General features: G+C 65.7%; 17 protein-coding genes. 9 read left to right on the top strand and 8 right to left on the bottom strand.

Features of this window, described 5'->3' with window-relative positions:
- Positions 1-81 precede the first annotated feature (81 nt).
- Complete coding sequence (locus BMW72_RS15245) at positions 82-1,182, bottom strand: FUSC family protein (protein WP_092112052.1); 1,101 nt, start codon at positions 1,180-1,182, stop codon at positions 82-84.
- Between the two features lie 92 nt (positions 1,183-1,274).
- A complete protein-coding gene (gene manA / locus BMW72_RS15250; RefSeq protein WP_092112054.1) occupies positions 1,275-2,588 on the bottom strand; it encodes a mannose-6-phosphate isomerase, class I in 1,314 nt (437 codons plus the stop codon).
- A 110-nt stretch (positions 2,589-2,698) separates the two neighbouring features.
- Here manA and BMW72_RS15255 point away from each other — a divergent pair, with 110 nt between their 5' ends.
- The 5 genes from BMW72_RS15255 (at position 2,699) to BMW72_RS15275 (ending at position 8,936) form a co-directional block, all read left to right on the top strand.
- Complete coding sequence (locus BMW72_RS15255) at positions 2,699-3,877, top strand: acyl-CoA dehydrogenase family protein (RefSeq protein WP_092112056.1); 1,179 nt, start codon at positions 2,699-2,701, stop codon at positions 3,875-3,877.
- A 266-nt stretch (positions 3,878-4,143) separates the two neighbouring features.
- Positions 4,144-5,601: a phytoene desaturase family protein gene (locus BMW72_RS15260; RefSeq protein ID WP_241983764.1), complete on the top strand. Its 1,458-nt coding sequence runs from the start codon at positions 4,144-4,146 to the stop codon at positions 5,599-5,601.
- Between the two features lie 29 nt (positions 5,602-5,630).
- The gene (locus tag BMW72_RS15265; RefSeq protein WP_092112059.1) at positions 5,631-6,068 is read left to right on the top strand and encodes an SRPBCC family protein; all 438 of its coding nucleotides are present in this window, start codon (positions 5,631-5,633) and stop codon (positions 6,066-6,068) included.
- 134 nt (positions 6,069-6,202) lie between these two features.
- On the top strand, positions 6,203-7,630 hold the full coding sequence (locus tag BMW72_RS15270) for an O-antigen ligase family protein (RefSeq protein ID WP_092112061.1): 1,428 nt from the start codon (positions 6,203-6,205) through the stop codon (positions 7,628-7,630).
- Between the two features lie 22 nt (positions 7,631-7,652).
- A complete protein-coding gene (locus tag BMW72_RS15275; protein ID WP_092112063.1) occupies positions 7,653-8,936 on the top strand; it encodes an O-antigen ligase family protein in 1,284 nt (427 codons plus the stop codon).
- 171 nt (positions 8,937-9,107) lie between these two features.
- On the opposite strand, the gene BMW72_RS15280 is transcribed toward BMW72_RS15275, so the two are convergent.
- The 4 genes from BMW72_RS15280 to BMW72_RS15300 form a co-directional block, all read right to left on the bottom strand.
- Positions 9,108-10,808: an HNH endonuclease signature motif containing protein gene (locus BMW72_RS15280; RefSeq protein ID WP_092112065.1), complete on the bottom strand. Its 1,701-nt coding sequence runs from the start codon at positions 10,806-10,808 to the stop codon at positions 9,108-9,110.
- A gap of 374 nt (positions 10,809-11,182) precedes the next feature.
- Positions 11,183-11,662, bottom strand: a complete 480-nt coding sequence (locus tag BMW72_RS15290; protein WP_092112069.1) for a hypothetical protein — start codon at positions 11,660-11,662, stop codon at positions 11,183-11,185.
- A 64-nt stretch (positions 11,663-11,726) separates the two neighbouring features.
- Complete coding sequence (locus tag BMW72_RS15295; protein WP_092112071.1) at positions 11,727-12,701, bottom strand: glycosyltransferase family 2 protein; 975 nt, start codon at positions 12,699-12,701, stop codon at positions 11,727-11,729.
- Positions 12,701-13,870 carry a glycosyltransferase family 2 protein gene (locus tag BMW72_RS15300; protein WP_092112073.1) on the bottom strand — a complete coding sequence of 390 codons (1,170 nt, stop codon included), beginning with the start codon at positions 13,868-13,870 and terminating at the stop codon, positions 12,701-12,703. Before BMW72_RS15300 ends, BMW72_RS15295 begins: the two co-directional genes overlap by 1 nt.
- A gap of 61 nt (positions 13,871-13,931) precedes the next feature.
- Between BMW72_RS15300 and BMW72_RS15305 the strand changes: the two genes are divergently transcribed.
- From BMW72_RS15305 to BMW72_RS15315, 3 genes are read left to right on the top strand one after another with little or no spacing between them, the layout of a single operon-like run.
- Positions 13,932-14,804 carry a glycosyltransferase family 2 protein gene (locus BMW72_RS15305; protein WP_092112075.1) on the top strand — a complete coding sequence of 291 codons (873 nt, stop codon included), beginning with the start codon at positions 13,932-13,934 and terminating at the stop codon, positions 14,802-14,804.
- Positions 14,805-14,845: 41 nt separating this feature from the next.
- Positions 14,846-15,943 (top strand): hypothetical protein, encoded by a 1,098-nt coding sequence (locus BMW72_RS15310; protein WP_134450288.1) that lies wholly within the window; start codon positions 14,846-14,848, stop codon positions 15,941-15,943.
- Between the two features lie 4 nt (positions 15,944-15,947).
- The gene (locus BMW72_RS15315; RefSeq protein ID WP_092112079.1) at positions 15,948-17,048 is read left to right on the top strand and encodes a glycosyltransferase family 4 protein; all 1,101 of its coding nucleotides are present in this window, start codon (positions 15,948-15,950) and stop codon (positions 17,046-17,048) included.
- Here BMW72_RS15315 and BMW72_RS15320 read toward each other — a convergent pair.
- Together BMW72_RS15320 and BMW72_RS15325 are read right to left on the bottom strand one after the other, a co-directional pair.
- Positions 17,024-18,184: a glycosyltransferase family 4 protein gene (locus tag BMW72_RS15320; RefSeq protein WP_092112081.1), complete on the bottom strand. Its 1,161-nt coding sequence runs from the start codon at positions 18,182-18,184 to the stop codon at positions 17,024-17,026. The two genes, BMW72_RS15315 and BMW72_RS15320, sit on opposite strands and share 25 nt — an antisense overlap.
- Positions 18,177-19,691, bottom strand: a complete 1,515-nt coding sequence (locus BMW72_RS15325) for a DUF2142 domain-containing protein (protein WP_166787642.1) — start codon at positions 19,689-19,691, stop codon at positions 18,177-18,179. The genes BMW72_RS15320 and BMW72_RS15325 overlap by 8 nt, the downstream gene beginning before the upstream one ends.
- Before the next feature lie 239 nt (positions 19,692-19,930).
- On the opposite strand from BMW72_RS15325, the gene BMW72_RS15330 reads away from it, so the two are divergent.
- The gene (locus BMW72_RS15330) at positions 19,931-20,650 is read left to right on the top strand and encodes a glycosyltransferase family 2 protein (protein ID WP_092112098.1); all 720 of its coding nucleotides are present in this window, start codon (positions 19,931-19,933) and stop codon (positions 20,648-20,650) included.
- Positions 20,651-20,654 lie beyond the last annotated feature (4 nt).

Here is a 20,654-nt window from a genome sequence, read left to right on the forward strand (position 1 = left end):
ATCCGCTCGGCTGCGCGCACGCTGCGCGGGGCAGCGAGCGACCGGCGACCGACCGGCGACCGACCGGCGAAACGGTCGGCCTCAGCCGAGCGGCGCGCTCGCGGATGCCACTGCCTCCTCGCGGTCAGCTTTCGGGCCGAGGGCCACCAGAATGCGTTTCAGGTCGATCACGATGGCGGCGGTGGGGCTCAAGGTCGCAGCCCCCGCGCCGATCTCGTGCTGCATCGCGCTCAGGATCGCCTCGACAGCTGCGTCGGCACGATCCAGGAGCTGCCTGTCGGCCTCAGCTGTGACGGCCGCCGCCACCGCGTGCAGGGCCTCGCTGAGCACCGGCCGTAATTTTGGCGGCAGGTCGAGCGGGATCGGCTTGCCCCAGACCATGCCGGCCAGAACCTCGGTGAGGTTACGAATGTGAAACGTCACGTTTTCGAGCGCCACCAGCGCGTCATAGTCGGTGTCGAGGTTCGCCCGGTGGAACCACGCTCGAGGGTTTCCCTTGCGGCTCTCGTCGGCGGTCTGCACGGCCGTACGCACCTGCCGGGCCGCCGCGTTGAGCGTGGTCCCCTGCGAGGCCCAGTCGTCGCTGCCCGGCGGCCAACTCGCCGTCAGGGCATTGCCGATCTCGGTGAGGTGCGCCGCCAGGGTTCTCCGAAATGAGGTCAGGCGTTTGCGCGCCGGGCCGATGGCCAGGGGCGGCAGAATCAGCAAATTGACGGCCAGGCCGACAACGATGCCCAGACACAGCTGGGTCGCGTAACCAATCGAATAGCCGTCGGCATCGGGCCCGCCGATGATCAGCACGAAGAGGGCCGTAATGGGCACGTATTCGCCGCCCACGCCCATCCACCTCATTCCCCCGATCAGGGTGCCCAGGCCGACGACGAACGAGAGGGTCCACACGTTGGGCTCACTCACAAGCAGAACGATGCCGGCCAGACCGACGCCGATGACCACACCGGCCAGCGTCTGGGCCGCGCTGCGAACCGAGCGCATAAGCGTGGGGTGCATGCTCAGCAGCGCGCCCAACGGTGCGTAGTACGGAAACTCCTTGGCGGTGCCCGGCATCAGGGGAGCGAGCGACCAGGCGATGGCCACGGCGATACAGATCTTGGCCACCTGCAGCGCTCGTGGCCGCATCAGCTGTTCGGTGACCCACTTTCGGGCCTGCCTGGTACGCGGCATCGTTTCTCGGTTCCCATCGCTTGCGGATGCCCTCCGGCGTCCGTCCCCGGCTGGAGGCTAGGCGAGGAGCCTGATGGGAATCTGGGAGGCAGCTACGCGCCGGGCATTGCCAGAAACACCTCTCCGGTGCCGGCAAAGGTCAGCGTGCCCTCGTCGGGCGTGACGTAGACGGCCTGACCTCGCTTCAACGGCCGCGACGACCCGGCGCCGGCCACGAGAAACCCGCCGGCCGTGCAGATGGCGATGGCCGGGCCGGTGAGGGTGATCTGTCGCATCGGAACGGGCGTCGCAGACGCCGCGTCAGCATCCGCTTCGATGTGCACGAGCTCGAATTCGGTCACTCCGGGCTGATACACCGACACCCCGGGGGCGAGCACGACCGGCACGAGGTACGGTTCGTGCTGCGGGGTGAAGTCGAGCACGGCGAGCAATTCGTCGATGTCGACGTGCTTGGGAGTGAGTCCCCCGCGCACCACGTTGTCGGAAGCGGCCATGAGCTCAACGCCGAGCCCCGACAGATAGGCGTGGATGTTGCCGGCCGGCAGATACTTCGCCTCGCCGCGCTTCAGCGAGATGCGGTTCAGCAGCAGGGCGAGCACGATTCCCGGGTCGCCCGGATACTCGGCGGCCAGGGTACGCACCGTCGCCAGCTCACGGGCATAGCCGATGGAGGCTCCCCCCTCCGCCAGAAACGCGGCGTGGTCGGCGAGCGCCACGACCCGTTCCACCAGCCATTCCACCTCGCCGGAGTCGCCGCCTCGACCGTCGCGCAGCAGCCAGTCCACGGTGTCGGACAGCCCGCGGGCCAGGTGGTTGTCGAGCAGATCGAGCACGGCGGCCTGCGGTTGCTCGGTCGCGAGGTCGAGCAGCCGCAGCTCGGCGATGATGCCGCGCACCTCGGCGAGCGGGCGAAAGCCGCAGAGCGCTTCGAAGGTGTCACTCAAAGCAAAGATCAGCTCGGGTTTGTGGAACGGGTCTCGGTAGTTGCGGTTGCCGGCGTCGACGGGGATGCCGGCTTCGTTTTCGAGTTCGAATCCGGCGCGGGCCTGCTCGGTCGTCGGGTGTGCCTGCAGCGACAGTGGGCGTCCGGCAGCCAGAATCTTCAGCAGGAACGGCAAGCGCGGGGCCACCGTTTTGCGACCAGCGGCCGGGCCGCCGGCATCCGCTTCGCGCGACGCCCAGTCGACGCCGAGCGCAGCCTCCGGCGCCGCCGCGATCCATTCGGCGAGGTTGGAAAACCCGCCCACCAGCGCCGGATCTTCGATCACCGACGGCGACCCGGCGTGGGCACCCAGCCACAGTTCGGCTTCTGGCCCGCCCGACGAAGTGCGTCCGAGCAGGTCGGCAATGGCATGCGTGGACCCCCAGGCGTAATTACGCGGCGTGTTGGCGATGCCCACAAACATTTTCGGCTCCTTCTCAAAGTGTTTAGACCAAACTACCAACCGACTTCGAGGGTTCAGCTGACGACCCTAAGCTGGCCGCCATCCCCCGCCCTACCTGCAACGGAGCATCCATGACCTTTGAGCTACTCGGCAGCGACTTCTTCGGCTACGAAAACCTTCTCACCGCGCCCGAGCGGGCGGCCATCGTGAAGCTCCGTGCCTACCTCGAAGCTGAGGTGCGGCCCATTGCAAACGGATGCTGGGACCGCGCCGAATTTCCCACCCAGATCATCAAGCCGCTCGCCGAGCTGGGCCTGTATTCGTTCGGCTGGGACGAGACCAGGCCATTCGAAAATTCGGCCGTGTTCCGCGGGTTCGTGGCGCTGGAACTGGCGCGAGTGGACGCATCCGTTTCCACCTTCGTCGGCGTGCAGAACGGGTTGGCGGCCGGGTCGCTCGCGGCCTGTGGCTCGGCGAAGCAGCGCGCCGAGTGGATTCCGCGGCTCGCCTCGGGCGAGATTGTGGGAGCGTTCGGGCTGACCGAGCCGCTCAGTGGCTCCGACGCGGCGCAGGGCCTGCGCACCACGGCCACCCGCAGCGGCGACAGCTGGACCCTGAACGGCGCCAAGCGCTGGATCGGCAACGCCACCTTCAGCGACGTGACGATCATCTGGGCCAAGGACACCGCCGACAACCAGGTTAAGGGCTTCATCGTGCCCACCGACACCGCCGGCTACTCGGCCACCAAAATCGAGGGCAAGATCAGCCTGCGCGCGGTGCAGAACGCCGATATCACCCTGACCGACGTGGTCGTTCCCGAGAGTCTGCGGCTGCAGAACGCCAACTCCTTCAAGGACACCGCCAAGGTGCTGCGGGCCACGCGCGCTGAGGTGTCGTGGGCGGCCGTCGGCAACGCCATCGGCGCCTACGACGCGGCCGTGGCCTATTCGAAGCAGCGCGAGCAGTTCGGCAAAGCCATCGGCGGGCATCAGCTGGTGCAGGATCTGCTGGTGAAGAGCCTCGGCAATATCACCGCGAGCCTCGGCATGGTCGTGCGGGTGTCGCAGCTGCACGACGAGGGCGTGCAGCGCGACGAGCATTCCGCGCTGACCAAGGCCTACACGACCAGCCGCATGAGGGAGAGCGTGGCCTGGTGCCGCGAGCTGTTCGGCGGCAACGGTGTCACCCTCGAATACAACGTGGCCCGGCATTTCGCCGACGCCGAGGCCATCTACTCCTACGAGGGCACCCAGGAGATGAACACCCTCATCGTGGGCCGCACGATCACCGGCCAGGCCGCTTTCGTCTGAGCCGCGTATGGGCCCCGGCGGCCGTCTGCACCGCGCCGCCGGCTGCACCGGGCCCGGCTGCGCGTTATGCCGGTAGATTTTGCGACACGCCGGGCGGGGTATCCGTTTAGCACGGCGTGTCGCACATTTACCGGCACAACGTACACAAACGGATGCCCGCCCCCGCGCAATACCGCCGGCCCGCCCCCGAAACCACCCCGCGGACTGTGCGACCGCGCCGCCCCGGGCTACGGTGTCGGAATGAGAGCACACGAGAGCGGCCGGGAGTGACGACCGATCAGGGGCTCGACGCGATCGTCGTCGGATCCGGCCCGAACGGCCTCGCCGCCGCCGTCACCCTCGCCCGTGCCGGCCTCAGGGTGCGTGTGTACGAGCGCAACGGGCAGATCGGCGGTGGGGCGGCGACCGCCGAACTCACCCTGCCGGGGTTTCACCACGACGTGGGATCCGCCGTGCATCCGCTCGCGCTCGCCTCCGAATTCTTCCAACGGTTCGGCCTCAAAGATCGCATCGAGCTGAAAGTGCCCGAGATCTCCTACGGGCATCCGCTGCCCGGCGGCCGCGCCGGCGTGGCCTGGCGCGACCTCGAACGCACCGCGTCCGGGCTCGGCCGCGACGGTGCCGCCTGGCTGCGGTTGCTGGGGCCGCTCGTGCGGAACATCAACGCCATCGCCGAACTCACCGGGGATGCGCTGCTGCGCGTGCCGCGGCATCCGCTCACCCTGGCCAGCTTCGGGCTGCGCACCCTCGAGCAGGGCGGCCCGGCCTGGAACTGGCGCTTCACCGGCGACACCGCTCCGGCGCTACTCACCGGCACCTTCGCCCACTCCATCGGCCGGCTGCCGAGCCCGTCCACCGCCGGTGCCGGCCTCACCCTCGCCGCGCACGCGCACGCCGGCGGCTGGCCCCTACCCACCGGCGGAAGCGGCGCCATCGTGCAGGCCCTCGCCGACGACCTGCTCGCGCACGGCGGTGAAATCGTAACGGATGCCGAGATCACCAGCCTCAGAGAGCTGCCGCCGGCACGCGTCGTGCTGCTCGACGTGACGCCGCGCGCCCTCATCGACCTGGCCGACGGCGCCCTGCCAGCCCGCTACCTCAAAGCCATGAAACGGTTCCGCTACGGCAACGCGGTCGCCAAGGTGGACTTCGCACTGAACGGACCGGTGCCATGGACCGCAGACGACCTGCGGCGAGCGCCGACCCTGCACGTGGGAGGCACCCGCGCCGACCAGGCCCGCGCCGAGAACGCCGTCGCCCGCGGCCGCCACGCCGATTCCCCCTATGTGCTCGCCGCGCAGCCGAGCATTCTCGATGCAACCCGCGCTCCGGCCACAAAGCACACCCTCTGGACCTACACGCACGTGCCGGCCGGCTCCACCCGTGACCAGACCGAGCAGATCACCCGGCAGATCGAACGCTTCGCGCCGGGCTTTCGCGACATTATTCTCGCCTCGGCCGGCCAGACCGCCGCGCAGATGCAGAATCACAATCCCAACCACGTGGGCGGCGACATCGCGGCCGGAGCCATCAGCATGGCGCAGCTCGTTCGCCGCCCGGTGCCCTCGGGCGACCCGTGGCGCACCCCCCTCGACGGCGTCTACCTCTGCTCCTCGTCGACCTCACCCGGCCCCGGCGTGCACGGAATGTGCGGCTACCGCGCCGCCCTCAGCGCCCTGGCCCACGAATACAACATCACGACGCCCCCCGACCTGTCCTCCTAACCCTTTCGCACGAACACCAAGGAGCCCCCATGGCCGTGAACTATCGAAAATTCAGCTGCACCGCCGAGCAGGTCTTCGCGGTGCTCGAAAACGGATGGCTCTACCCCACCTGGGTCGTGGGCGCGAGCCGCATGCGCGACGTCGACGCGAACTGGCCCGCCGTCGGCAGCCGCCTCCACCACTCGGTCGGCGTCTGGCCGGCCCTGCTCGACGATTCCACCTCCGTGCTCGAATGGCAGGCGCCCCGCCACGCCATGCTGAAGGCCCGCGGCTGGCCGATCGGCGAGGCGCACGTGACGATCGACGTTCAAGATCGCGACAGCGGATGCCTCGTGCGCATCACCGAAGACGTCGTCGCCGGCCCAGCGCGCCTCGTCCCCACCCCGCTGAGCGATCTGGCCATCGGCTACCGCAACACGGAGACCCTGCGCCGCCTCGCCTACCTGGCCGAGGGCCACGCCGACTGAACGTCTCGCGAGACCGGGCGAAACGTTGCTTCAGCCACCCGAGGCAACACGTCACCCGCTCGCGGGTGAAACGGCGAAGCGCATGCACCCCAATCTCGCGAACCCCGGCGCACCAGGAACGGTAATCTGAACCCATGCCCACCGTGCAGAGCCGCCTCGTCATTCGACTCTTCGCGACCTTCGTCTGGTTCACCGTTCTGGCCGGCCAGTTCTGGCGCAACCTCGGCGGCTGGTGGGGCTTCGGCGCCATCGCCGTGATCGTAGTCGTCGGCAGCATCATCGGCCTGAGCACCCAACGCACCAACGCCCGCAACCGGGCCAACGCCGCCGCTGCAGTCCCCACCCCCAACAGCACACCGTTCGACGACACCCCCACAGCTCGTGATATCGCCCGCGGCCACACCTATCAGGCCGCCCTCGCCCCGCCGCTGAACTGGCGCAAATTTCCCAAGACCATCACCGCGTTCCTGCTGCTGGCCACCCTGTCGATCGCGTGGTCGTATTACCCGGGGGCATCCGCTCTGGGAATCACCCTGCAGCTGATCACCACCCTCGCCGCGCTCTTCTTAGCCGTCACCCTCACCTGGCCGGAGCTGCTGCGCACCCTGGGCGGCGCCCTGCGCTGGGTGCTCGCGCTCAGCCTCGGGTTCGAGCTGTTCGTGGCGGTCGTCGTGCAGGCACCGGTGCTGCCGTTCTTCGTTGACTACGGCACCGACAACGTGCCGAGCGCCTTCTACTGGAGCCGCGGCCTGCTGCTCACGGGCGGCCCGATCGAGGGCATCGTCGCCAACCGCAACCTGCTCGGCTTCATCGCGCTCACCGCCATCATCGTCTTCGTCGTGCAGCTCAGGGCCCACACCGTCAAGCGCAATGCCGGCCTCATCTGGCTTGCCCTCGCCGTGGGGATGCTGCTGCTCACCCGATCCGCCACGGTCACCGTGTCGCTCGTCGCGGTCGTCGCGGCCCTGCTCTTCGCGCTCTGGGCGCGCACCGTGCACGATCAGCACCGGCGGCCGCTGTATGTCGTGGCGGCGGCATCCGTTCTGGCGGTGGCAGCAGCCCTTGCGCTGTTCTCCTCGCAGCTGTTCGGGCTGCTCGGCCGCAGCGACGACCTCACCGGCCGCTTCGACATTTGGGCCAGCGTCACCCAGCTCGCCCTCGAACGTCCCCTGTTCGGCTGGGGCTGGGTGAGCTATTGGGTGCCGTGGGTGGAACCGTTCAACGACCTTGCCGTGCGCAAGGGCGTCACCTACCTGCAGGCTCATAATGCCTGGCTCGACGTGTGGCTGCAGCTCGGTATCGTCGGCGTCATCCTGTTCGCCGCCCTGGTCTTCTCCACCCTGTGGCGGGCCTGGTTTCTCGCCGTGGACCGCCCCCGCGTCGGCATTCACGACACCGAACCGTTCGCCGTCTCGGCGCTGCTGCCGCTGCTGCTGCTCGCTGCCCTGATCGCGCAGAGCGTGGCCGAAAGCCGCCTGCTGATCGAGAGCGGCTGGGTGATTCTCATTGTGCTCGCCGTCGTCACGAAACGTCAGCAACACGCGCCCCGACCGATGCCGTAGATTGCGCGCGGTAACTTAGAGGATGCCCACCCTGCACGACGCCCTGCGCCGCGTGCTCGCGTCGCCGAAATTCGCGGCCGCGCTCACGCTCACCATTCTGGCCACCGCGTTCAGCACCCACCTGCTGCGCAGCGTCATGGGCTGGCCCGGCCTCATCGGCATTCTCGGCGGCCTCGTCGTGCTCGCCGTATTCTCGCTGCTGGCCCGCCGCCCCATTGTGGAATGGCACGGCCTGCTGCCCATCTCGATCATCGTATTCGTGGCCTGGTGCGCGCTCTCCGGTGTGTGGAGCGGTTATGTCACCGAGACCGTCATCGGCGTCAGTTACCAGATCACCGTCGGGTTTCTTGCCATCTATGTGGCCCTGGTGCGCGACACGTTCCAGGTGGTACGCGCCATCGGCGACGTGCTGCGGGTGCTGCTCGGCCTCTCGATCGTGCTCGAGGTGCTCTCGGGGCTGCTGCTCGATTTGCCCATCGCGTTTCTCGGCGTGGTCGGCGATATCGACCGGCTCGGCCCCATCCAGGGCGTGTTCGGCTCCCGCAACGTCTTCGGACTCATCGCCCTCATCGCCGCCGTCACCTTCTACGTGGAGCTGCGGGCGAGATCCATTCCGCGCAACCTTGGCATCGGATCCATGTGGCTGGCCGGCGTCTGCCTCGTGCTCACCCGCTCCCCGGTCATCGTGGTCGTCGCACTCTGCGTGGTCGTCGCCGCGCTGGCCCTCTATCGGTTGCGCAGCACGCCCGTCGAAGGCAGGTGGATGCTGCAGCTCGGCCTCCTGAGTGCGGCTCTCGTCGCCGCCGGCGCGGCCTGGCTCGGTCGCACGGCTATCATCGGCACCCTGAACGCCGGCAGCGAGTTCGAAGCGCGCTACTCGCTGTGGAGCGAAATGTGGCGGCTGGTGGAACTGCATCCGCTCGAGGGCTGGGGCTGGGCCGGATTCTGGCCGCAGAACGTGACTCCCTACGGCTGGCTGGAATTCACCACCGGACGCCTGCACGCCACCGGCCTCAACGCCTACCTCGACGTGTATTTTCAGGTGGGACTGATCGGCTTTCTCGCGTTTCTCGCCCTCGTACTGCTGGCCTTCGTGCGCTCCTGGCTGCTCGCCTCGAACAAGCGCTCGCTGGTCTACGTCTGGGTGCCGCTCATTCTGGTCACCCTGCTCGTGACGAGCGCGGCGGAAAGCACCATTTTGTTCGAGTTCGGCTGGCTGCTGCTGGTGATCTGCTCGGTCAAGGCCGCGCAGGGCCTCAGCTGGCGCAGCGCCCTGCCGCACAAGCCGCACCCCGACGCCCCGTAGCGTGTGCCCACGGCACGCCTCCGGCCGGTCTCGAGCTCCCCATCCCGCTGGTCGAGGCCACCGCAACCGCCATACGACCAACGCTGGCGGTCCGCGGGCCGCAACAATCCCGCTGGTCGAGCTCGCCGAGACCGCCATACGACCAACGCTGGCAACCTGTGCGACCGTGCGTCAGCTGGCTTCGGCATCCTGCACCCGTTGGAGTTCGAGCATGAGCGGGCTCTTGCTGGCGAGCGGAATCAGCGTCTGCGTCGGGTCAATGGTCGCGGGCGGTTGCAGCCAGAACGCGCCAGACTCGCCAATCACTCGCCAACCTTCCTGGTGAAGTCGGCGGTGGCAGGGGCCGCAGAACAACAGTCCGCGATCAATATCGGTCTCGCCCGTGTCACGCACCCACTGGTCGGCGTGGTGCGCCTCCGTTCGGGAAGGCGGCAGGTCGCACCCCGGAAACATGCATCCGCCGTCGCGCACGCCCATAGCCACGCGTTGCGCCTCGCTAAAGGTACGCACGGTGCGGCCCAATTTCAGCGGATGCCCCGCCTCGTCTACCAGCAGCCGCAACTGGCCGGTGTCACAGAGGTACTTCTGCACCGTTTCGAGTGAAATCGGGGCCGGGTTTCCCTCGAGAAAGCCGTGCCCAACGCGTTGTGGTGATTGTGCAGGAACACATGCCGGCCGAGTCAGTTTCAATGGTTCGGTTGGAGCTGGCGATCCGGCCCCCGGTGTCGCGGCGGCGGCTCCCGAGCCCGGTCGAGCGTTGCCCGGTGCCGCACTTCCCGTGTGGTTTGAGGCCTCCGACGTCCGGCTGTGGGCGTCTGCACCAGTCACGGTCACTGTCACGCCACGGGGCACGGCCAGTCCGGCCCGCTGAAGATCGGCCTGGGTGACGACGATGCGCACGGCCGGCTGGCGTCCACCGTACATTTTGGTGGGGTCGGCATCCGTGCCGGTCTTGAGCAGCGCGGTGAAGCAGTCGGCGGCGATCTGATCCACGGTGCGCGGGTCATTGCGCACCCGGTCGGCCCAGGCTTCCTGATCCGGGTCGACGAACCGCACGCCGCCGCGCAGGCGCGGGCTGGTGAGGCACTCGTACGCGCTGATCCAGTACTCGCCCTGCTCCGGTGCGAGCAATCCGCTGAGCACGACCATGCCGTCCTGGCGGCGGAACACCTTGAACCGGGTGTCATCGCGGGCCTGCTTCTCCCGCGCCCGGACGCCGGCTTCGTCGAGCTGGTCCCGTAAGCGGCGAGCCCGGCGGTACACCAGCTCCACGTTGAGCCCAGTAACCTCCGGCACCAGTTCGGTGAGGGCGTCCCGAAGAATTTGGGCCGACACGGCCTGGTCGATCTCGCCGAGGCCGCATCGCAGGGCGTCGGCCTGGTCGACCGTGAGGCTTCCGGCAGCGACGGCGTGCACGATCGGTGCCTGCCACGGCACCTCCACGATCTCAGATTCCACTTCGGCGAGGTCCAGATTGATCGAAGGGTTCAGCAGCAAATCCGCTGCTCGTTTCTCCGCTTGGTCCGCCGCGAACTTTTCTGCGGCATCCGTTTCGCCCATCAAGACCCCCGAGGCGACCAGCTTGACGGCCTCGCCCCGCGAGGAACCGTTCACGTGCTGAACCATCGCCTCCGGAGTGGCGAACCCCTGCCGTGCCGCCAAACCCTCCCGGCCCAACTCCGGCCGCGAGCGGCGGGCGACGGTGCCGGCCATCCACGCCGCGAACACATCGAGCAGGCGCCGAGCCTCGGCCAACGAGTGCTGACCGGCCAACACGTCAGCCTCGGGCAGTGCGTCGAATGCCGCGCTGCAATCGCCCAGAGAAGCGACCCGATCGGCCGCCCGGCGAAGCTCATCAGCGAGGTTGTTCATACCTCAATTCTCCCAGCAAATCGCACGAACGCCGAATTATCCTCAATACCCGTGGACAATAAATCGAACTGGAATCTGTGGAGGAGCGGCGCCAGCTGGGGCGCGCCAATCCCCTTGGCCCGTGACTGGCAATGCTGCACATGGACCGGAGCGTCTTCCGCGAGGCCGGGCTCCTCACGGGTGCCAGCTTGCGGAGCCTGGACGCCCTTCACATCGCCGCGGCTCTCCAAGCATCAGCCAACGAGTTCATCACCTACGATCCTCGCCAGCAGGCGGCAGCCGAAGCCGTCGGCCTGCGGCTACGAGCCCCCGGACGAAGCTGAGCCGCAGTGAAACGCAGCCGTTCACGTTTTCGCCCTCAGCAGCGGATGCCGTCAGCCCGTCTCGCCGGGCATGTTGACCATGCCCTCGAGCTCGGCTTCGCTCACCCGCACCATGCTGCCGAACAGGGTCCATTCGGGCGCACCAATGACGCCGCCGACGATGCAGTTGCTCGCGCCGACATCGACCAGGGCGGGCTCACGATTGCCGTCGCTCGCCTCGACATACACGAAATGCTTGCCGTCGTCGCGCAGCACGACCATCGAGCTGGCAAAGTCAGCGAAGGTCACGAGCCCGGGATCCCCCACGTAGAACCCAATGGTCTGCGCCTTGCAGAGCGCGTAGGCATCAATCGGTTCCAGCGGGCTGTCGGCCGTTCGCGCCGACGGATCCGGCGTGACCGTGATGGTCGGAATCGGAACCGGCTCGGCGCTCTCAGTCGCGTCCGGCGGCGCGGTCGTTGGCACGCACCCCGTTAGCAGCAACGCGGCCGCGCTCAGCGCCCCGGCCAGCAGTATTCTCGTATATTTCACCGTGCCCCCCTCTTTCAGCCACAGCCACGGAACATCAGTTGACGCCCGCCCACAAGGCAACAGATCAGACAGGCTGCACCAAATCACGCAGCACGTCCTGCAGCCCCAGCCCGAACCGGGAGTAGTCCCCCGCACGCCAGCCGCGCATGATCGGCGCCACCCGCAACGGCCGTGCCGCCGGCAGTCCACTGCGGCGACGCTCGTGCGCGAGCTTCCCATCGATCAACGCCAAGACCGAAGCGGATGCAGCCGGCTCGAACCCCGCCGCCCGTTGCTGCAACGCTTCGGCTCGCGCCAACAGCCGCGCGTTCCGCGCCGTGCGCGGCGCCCGAAGCCGGCCAAGTTTGCCGGAGGCGTCGAGGCTGGTCACACCGATCTGGTTGCCGCCGTGCTGGCGATAGTCGGTGAGTGGCTCCTCGAGCAGGTCGACCAGGCCGGTCACGGCAGCGACCATGGCAATCCACTCGTCGTGCACCCATGCAGCTGGGAACGGTCGTGATCGCTCAACCAGCTCGCGGCGCACCATCATCGTTGCGCCCGTCACGATGTTGCGGCGCAGGTAGGCGTCGATGGCGTGCCCGGCGTGCACGGCTGCCCGATCGGCATCTGACACACCCAATGTTTGCAGCAGGGTGAACCCGAGGGGATCCCCCGCGGCGTCGACCAGCCGTGCGTCGGCGTGCACCATCTGCAGCTCGGGCCGTCGGGTGAACTCGGCCACCATCCGCTCTACTCGCTCAGGCCACCAGATGTCGTCCTGATCGCAGAGCGCGATGAGGTCACCGGAGCAGGCCGCGAGCGCCTGCTCGAAGTTTGCCGTCACCCCGAGCGCGGTGGCGTTCCGCAGCACCACAACGTCGATGCCGCGCCAGTCAGCGATCACTCGCTCGAGCACGGCCAGGGTGTCGTCCGTCGATCCATCGTCCGACACCACAATCTCAGCCACGGGCAGCGACTGCCCCCGAATGCTGAGCAGCTGCTCTTCGAGATAGGCGGCGCCGTTGTAGGTGCACAACGCGACGGAGACGCTCAGCGCCATTAGTTGCGCTTCACGCCAACAGACAGAACACCCAGGAACATGCCCGCCATGATCGTCTGCGAACCCAGCATCATCAGCAGCGCAGCCGGAATCGCTGCGCGCAGTGTGGCGCCGGCTTCGAGGGGGCCAAAGTCGTTCGCGGCCCAGCCAACAAATTGCGCAACCGCCACGCCCAGACCGATAAGAAAGAGCAGAAGGCCCACAATGGCCCCGCTCTCCAGGCTGATGCGTTTCTGCAGCCGGTCGAAGTTACGGCTGCGCGGAATTCGGAACCCCTCTTGCTGCGCATAGATCTTTGTAAGAATGGCAAATAGCACAGATTGATAGCCGACCACGGTGAGCGCCGCCAGGTAGAGCTGACTCGAGTAGGTGAATCCCACGGGTCCGACGACAACAGGACCAAAGCTCAGCAGAATGACTCCGACGAAGCCCAACACAAAGGCGGCCGTTCCAGGAATCAGAAACAGCCAGCGCGGGCTGAAGATGAGCAGAAAACGCAGGTGGCGCCAGCCGTCACGCCAGCTGCGCAGGTGCGGCGGCCGGCTGCGCCCGTCTTTCGCGAGTGTGGTGGGCACTTCGCTGACGCGCGAACCGCCGAGGGTCGACTTGACGACCATTTCGCTGGCGAATTCCATGCCGGTGGTCTGCAGGTGCAGGTCGAGCATCGACTGCCGGTTGAATCCGCGCAGGCCGCAGTGAAAGTCCTTGATCGGCGAGCGAAACAGCATGCGCCCGATCCACGAAAGCACCGGATTGCCAAGATATTTGTGGAGCGGGGGCATGGCGCCGGGCTCGATGCCGCCACGAAAGCGATTGCCCATGACGAGTTCATCGCCCTCGCGCAGGCGTTCGACGAATCCGTCGAGGCTGCTGAAATCGTAGCTGTCATCGGCGTCGCCCATGATCACATAGGTACCGCGGGCGTGCTCGATGCCGCCGTTGAGAGCACTGCCGTAACCTTTCTCGGCGATGGCGACCACACGGGCGCCGAGCGACTCGGCGATCTGCTGCGACCCATCGGTGCTGCCGTTGTCAGCAATCAATACTTCGCCAACCACACCGCTGCGCTCGAGATAGCCGAGGGCCTTGTTGACGCACACCGCCAGCGTCTCAGCTTCGTTCAGACAGGGCATAAGGATCGTCAGTTCGATCGTCGAGGTTTGCTGCATGTGAGTGTGGGTCCTGTCTATGTTCTTCGGTGCGCCCCCAATCGTACAGACTTAGTGCACTATGAACATTGGCCTCGTCATCACCACGCTCGGCCGAGAGCAGGAATTGCGGCGACTTCTTCGCTCGCTGGAAGGCCAGCTCACGACTACGGACGTGATCGTGATCGTCGCGCAGCGCAACCTCGAAGCAGTTCGAAAACTCGCCAGAGAGTTCACCGCCCTCACCTGCGAGATTGTCGTCACAACGTCACCGATGGGCGCATCACGAGGGCGAAACGCGGGTGTCGAGGCGCTCCCGGCTGGTGTCGACTACCTCCTGCACTTTCCCAATGACACGACCTGGTTTCCCCCCGGCACCATCGCTGGCATTCGTTCCACGCCGAGCACCGCTAGCGCAGGCGCACTCACCGTCACCGATGAAAACGGCCCGAAATTTCAGCTGCCGGCCCCCGGTACTCCGCTTGACCGTTGGAACGTTTGGACCGTCATCGAAATGGGCCTCGTCATTCGCCGCAGCGTGTTTACAATGATTGGCGGGTTCGCGGAGTCGATCGGCACCGGGGCCTCCACACCGTGGCAGTCCGGCGAGGCCACCGATCTTCTGCTGCGCCTGATCAGGTCTGGCCAGGCTGATTCGTTTGTGTGGTTGCCCGCAGAGACGTCAATCGGCGGCATTTCCGACCCGCACGGACTCTCCAACGTCGAGCGCCGACGCAAGCTGCGCACCTATGCCCGTGGTTTCGGCCGCCTACTCACCAACTGGAAGTACCCGCTCTATTGGCGTGCCGCAGCCCTCGCTGGCGGTCTGCTCTTCGGTGTGCGATATCGCTCTTCTTTTCAAGCGGCGGATGGCTGGTGGGTCTTTGTGGGTCGTTTCGAGGGCCTCACGGGTCATTGCTTCGGCACCACGCTGTCGACAGCGGTCGATCGATGAGTCTCGCTCTGCCCCCGCAAATGCGCTTGCGCGGTGCAGCGATGTCGCTGATCACACTGCTCGGCGGTGTGTCGTTGGCTGTGATTCCCGCCGCTACTGTGGCGATTTCAGCTCGTCAGTTCACCCTCGCTGAGCAGGGTGCCATTGCTGTCGCAGTGATGCTCGCCACGTTCGTTGGCCAAGTCACTTTCGCGGTAGTCGTTGAATCCCGGTTGAGTTCGGCAGCGACGGCTCGACGGGTGACCTTCCCCCTCTGGCTGGCCGCGCTTTCGGTCTTGACGGCCGTCATGGTGGGGTTCAACTCGACCAACGCCATCGCGCTGTGTGTCGCCCTACCCATTCTGCTGGCCTCGCTTGAGGTAGGTCGTGGGGTGTCCGTTGCTGAACGTCTGGATACTCGCGAAGTCTGGGCATCCGTGCTCGTCGGGTCGGGGGCCCTCGCTGGAGTACTGGTGGCCTTCACCGCTCAGACCTGGGGAATGATTCCCTTGGTCGCTGGCATCGCGCTCGCCACCTGTGTGCGGTCGCTGCCGGTGTCCCACCAGCCCAGTCGCCCCGACCCGGCAGTGATGGGATGGGTGGTCGCAGACACCTCCATCACCGGCGTCATCTACCCGCTGCTGAACGTGATGATTCTCGCCTTCATCGGTCCGGCCCAGGCCATTATCTTCACCGCCCTCTCAACGGTGTCGGGGTTGCTGGCCATTCCGCTCAACTTTTTGCGACTTCGGCTGCTGAAGGAGCACTCCAGACTCGATATCGGGGTGACCGGGCTCGCCTTGCTGGGGGCAATCGTTGCACTCGGCATTCTCGAAGCGACCGGCGCCTTCGGTTTCATCTTCGGTTCCGCCTGGTCGCTCAGCGACACGGCCCTGCCGCTCGCCGTTGCCTGCGCCTGGCGAGCCACATCGATTCTCACCACAATCCCATTTGCTGCCCTGCGACGAATGGGGGCGGTTCGCCTGCTGACCGGGCTGCGCGCTATCGTCGCCGCCGTCACCTTTGCCCTCGCCGGGCTGGGTCTCGTCACGCAAAACATCGTCTGGGTATTTGCGGGAATGCTTGTGGCCGAACTCATCTCCGCGGTGATCTACGAGGCTGCCCGACGTTCCCGAACCGCTCGCGCAAGCAAGGACTGACTCGATGCCGCTCCCGCTCATAATGGTCGACCTGTTGTTCTTCACCGGCAAGAAGGGCGGCATGGAATCGTATGTGCGCGAGGTGTACAGCCGAATGCCTCGCGAGAACGACGAGGTGCGGTTCATCGCCCTCGCGTCAAGTGAACTCGCTGCCGGCGACACCTCCTGGTTTCCCGGCGACGTGATCGATTCCGGTATCAGCGGCGAGAACAGGGTGGCGTGGGCGCGTGGTGAATTGTTTAGTGTCGCCGGGTTCGCACGCCGCCGTCGCGCCACGCTCATCCACTGTCCGGCCAACCTCGGTCCGCTCATTTCACGGGTTCCGGTCGTCATGACCATCCACGACCTGCTGCCCTTTCGGCATCCGGAATATGTTCCCGGCGCCTACTCTGTGATCCTTCGCACGCTCATTCGCCTCGGTGCGCGCACAGCCCGCCGTATTCTCACAGTGAGCGCCGCCTCCCGCACCGACATTCGACGCTTCCTTCACATCAGGCGCACCCCAGTCGACGTAATCCCCCTGGCGGGCGAAATGCGTGACGCGAGAATCGGTTCGACCACTGTTCGCCGAACCGACCAATTGCTGGCCGTTGGTAACCGGATGCCGCACAAAAACTTCTCGACACTGCTGACAGCGCTCGCGATCCTGCCTGAAACGACGCGACCACACCTGGTGATTACCGGCAGCCACGGCGACGACCCGCTTACCCCGCTCGTGAGTGAACTCGGACTTCAGAAGTGGGTGTCGTTGCGTGGCTGGCTCACGCCCGCGGAACTCGACGCGCTCTATGCCGAATCAACCCTGTTCGTGTTTCCGACCTTCTTCGAGGGCTTTGGGCTGCCGGTTCTCGAAGCAATGGCGCACGGCTGCCCCGTGCTCTGTTCAGATATTCCGGTGCTGCGCGAGGTCGCCGGCGATGCGGCCGGGTATGTCGACCCTCATAACGCCGCGCGGCTCGCCGACGGTATCGGCGAGCTCTTGTCATCGCCCACCAAGTTGGCGCGTCTTGCGACGACTGGGCTCGCTCGGGCCGCAGAGTTCACCTGGGACCGCACCGCGCAGCAGACGCTCGAATCGTTTCAGCTGGTCCTGGCAGAACGATAGGCCTGCAAGATCTGGTCGATGGATCGACTGAGACCACCAGCCGTGCGTTCCTGCTCGAACCAAGCCTGCGTGGAACGTCGCAACGGCTCACCGGCGGTCACCACCTTCACCATGGCCTCGGCGAGGTCGCGAGGTCGCACCGACGATGCGACGAAGCCGTTGACCCCATTGTGAACCAGCTCGGCCGCCGCATTGTCGGGGCCGGCCACCACCACGCTCGGCGTAGCTACCGCAGCCGCCTCGGCGACAACCAGCCCAAACCCCTCACGGCGCGACGGGTTGACCAGTGCCCGGGCCCCGGCCAGCAGGGTGTGCAGTTCGTCATCGCTGACCCGACCGGCGAGAGTGACGACGTCGTCGAGACCCAGCTCGGTGCTACGCGCGGCCACGGCGACCGTTTCGGGCCCGGACCCCACGATCACCAGGCGTAGGTTGTGAATGTGTGTGCGCGCCTCCCGCAGGGCTGGCAGCAGGTCGATGAGTTGCTTGTCGGCGATGTGCCGGCCGACGAAAATCAGGTACGGTTCTTCGCCGCGTTTGGTCGTCACATCGGGAGCGGCACCGACGAGGTCGATCAGCCCCAACGTGACCGGAGCTGCTCCCCGGCGATAGCCCCGAATGCGCGAGCCGGTGAAGTGACTGTTTACGGTGTGCAGGTTGCCGAGGCGAATGGCGACAAACTGAAGCAGCGAGGCGACGGTGCCCATCAGCGCGCCCGAATACGCGCGCCACTGGCGCCAGCCCCACACCTCGAGCCAGTCACTGACCACGAAGGTTTTGCTTCCGGCCAATGCCAGTTGAACTGCGAAGACGTTGAGCACGGGCAGCGCGCTGACGATGACCACGTCATAGTTAGCGCGCTGCGCTCGAAAGTGGCGAAAAAGCGCCAATGCAAACTTCACGGCGCTCACGGGCGTGCGCGTGCCCTCGCTGTTGTAGATCGCCCCGTGCCACACCGGTACGACCGAAAAGCGCGCTTCGGGAGCTGGGCCATCCCACTGGCTGCGCGTTACATAGTCAACCGGGCTTCCCCGTTCGGTGAGCAACTCGGCGATGCGCCGATACACCCGCTCGCCGCCGCCCGAGTTGATTGGAAAGAAGCAGTCGTAGGCGATCGCGACCCGTGGTTCAGCCACGAAGAACGCGCTCGGGTGATGAATCTGCCGCTGTACCGCTCACAGTCGAGTCACCGGCATCGTCGAGTCGGGCCGCGCGGCCGGCCAGCCACCCCGTCCAGACAACGAAGACAATTGAGACCAGAGCATAGAGCGCGACCAAAGTGGGCCAGCCGAGCGGCGGCTGCCAGGCCGGGTTCTTCCACATCTCACTGATCGGCGCAGCACTGCCAACTACGTAACGCCACATCACAGCGACGAAGGCCAGCAGCCCATACGACGCGATCATTGCTGCGCCAATCCAGGTGAGTCGTGTCGACAGGAACGCAGCGCGATCCCCGTCTTTGGCGCACAGCACCCACGCGGCCAGAATTGTTATGCCGAGATAAAGGAAGAGACCATATCGCCCCTGCCAGATAATTCCCGTTTGGCTCACGCTGTAGCCCTGCACCAACGCCGGTACAAAGATCGCCGCGGCCACCATCACAGCGACGGTGATCAAACCGCGTCGCCTCGAAGCGGTGAATGCCAGAATAATGAGCGTGCCCAGCGGGATGACAAACAACCAATACGCGGTTGTCGGGAGTGGGGCATCAAACCAGCCAAAGTAGCCAATGGCCTGCTGAATGAACCCCGGGGTAGTGCGCAGCACGTGAACAAAGCCCTGCATGAATGAGGCGCCGACGAGCGGTGCGTCCGACTTGTCGGCTTGGCTTGAAAGACTGCCGCCGCTCAAAGTCCACACGATCGAGAAGATGCCTCCGGCAGCGACAAACCCGAGCGGTATATACGCGCGCCCGGTTGTGAACAGCGCCTTGACCGGCTTCCAGCCGGTCGCGATGAAACAGATGCCAACAACGACAATCAGCCAGAGAGGTCCCGTTGCTCGAGCTGTCGCGAGCGTAACGGAGGCGATGGCCACAATCATCCAGAGATACCAGCGCGGAAGCACCCACACATCTCCAACCATTTTTCGCGAGTCGAATTGTTCGAGAAGACGAGGGAGGGCCGTCCAGAGTGCAACCGCTGAAGCAATTTCGATGCCATTGGGGTTCACTGAGCCGAAGAAATAGACGACCATTGGGGCCGCCACAAACGCCAGGCCCAACGGCATCCAGCGCGACCTGCGCACAGACATTGCGGCTTGAAAACCCCACGCAACGAACACAGCGGCTAACAAGCCACTCACAATGCGCATCCCGTAGATGCCGGCTGCCCCGTCAAGAATCAGGCTCGGCCAGCCGACCGCGTAGTAGTACAGCGGGTTGTAGGCGCCCACCCAAGTATTGAACCAATCTGTTCCGCTGGCATCACCAAGTTCAACGCCACAGTTCGCAGGCTGATTCGGGTGATAGGCGAAACAGAGGATGTGAGGCGCGTACGAATACCCCTCAGGGAGGTCGACGACCGTGTGTTTGACACCCGGAACGTGGTAACCGATTACTTGCCCATTAACCTGGGCGATGGCTTTTGTGGCGTGCGCATTCTCGTCCGGCACGGAAAAAATCGGGCTGGCGAGTGACCACAAAGTAGAGAGTGCAGCCAGAGTAAAAAAAGCGAACCAGAAAATGGAGCGGGACGAGTTTGCGGTTCGCCGACCCCCGGCCTGATGAGCCTGCAAAGAAGTTCGTGACACAGTTTCGTCGCTCCAGACACGTCGCCAGGACGAGCGCCCAGTCCCCTTTAGAATACCGGCGAACACGTTGTCGCAGGGGTGGCCCACGAGCGCTGCGCCGCGGGTCGCTCCTACTTTAGTAAGATCGGGGCATGCCGTCACGTGGAACGACCCTTATTGTGATGCCCGCTTATAACGAAGAAGAGGCGATCGGGGCTGTAATTCACGAGGTATTTGCAGCTCTTCCTGGGGTCGCATGTCTCGTGGTAAGCGACGGCTCGACCGACCGCACGGCAATCGTCGCAGCGGCTTCCGGCGCGACGGTGCTCACGCTTCCGTTCAACCTGGGCGTCGGCGGCGCCATGCGTCTCGGCTTCAAGTACGCCGTGGACAACGGTTTCGAGAACGTGGTCCAACTTGATTCCGATGGACAACATGATCCCAGTTGTGTGCCGAGCCTTCTCGCCCAGTTGGATGCCGCCGATATTGTGATCGGCGCACGTTTCGCCGGAAGCGGTGACTATACCGTCAGTGGGCCACGCAAATGGGCGATGAAGTTTCTGTCCACCGCCATCAGCAGCATCGCAAAGACTCCACTGACAGACGTGACGTCTGGGTTCAAAGCCGCCGGCCCTAGGGCCGTGCGCCTATTCGCTGTTCACTACCCGGCCGAATACCTCGGCGATACCATTGAGTCTCTAGTTCTCGCCTCCCGCGCGGGGTATTCGGTCGTTCAGGTACCCGTGGCTATGCGTCCCCGCGCTGGCGGGGTCCCGTCCCACAACCCAATCAAGTCCGCGATTTACCTTGGTCGCGCCGCAATGGCTCTAGTGATCGCCCTGTGGCGGACACCCATTACCCCACAAGGCTAGAGAG

This window comes from Cryobacterium luteum (assembly GCF_900110125.1).
Taxonomy (GTDB): domain Bacteria; phylum Actinomycetota; class Actinomycetes; order Actinomycetales; family Microbacteriaceae; genus Cryobacterium; species Cryobacterium luteum.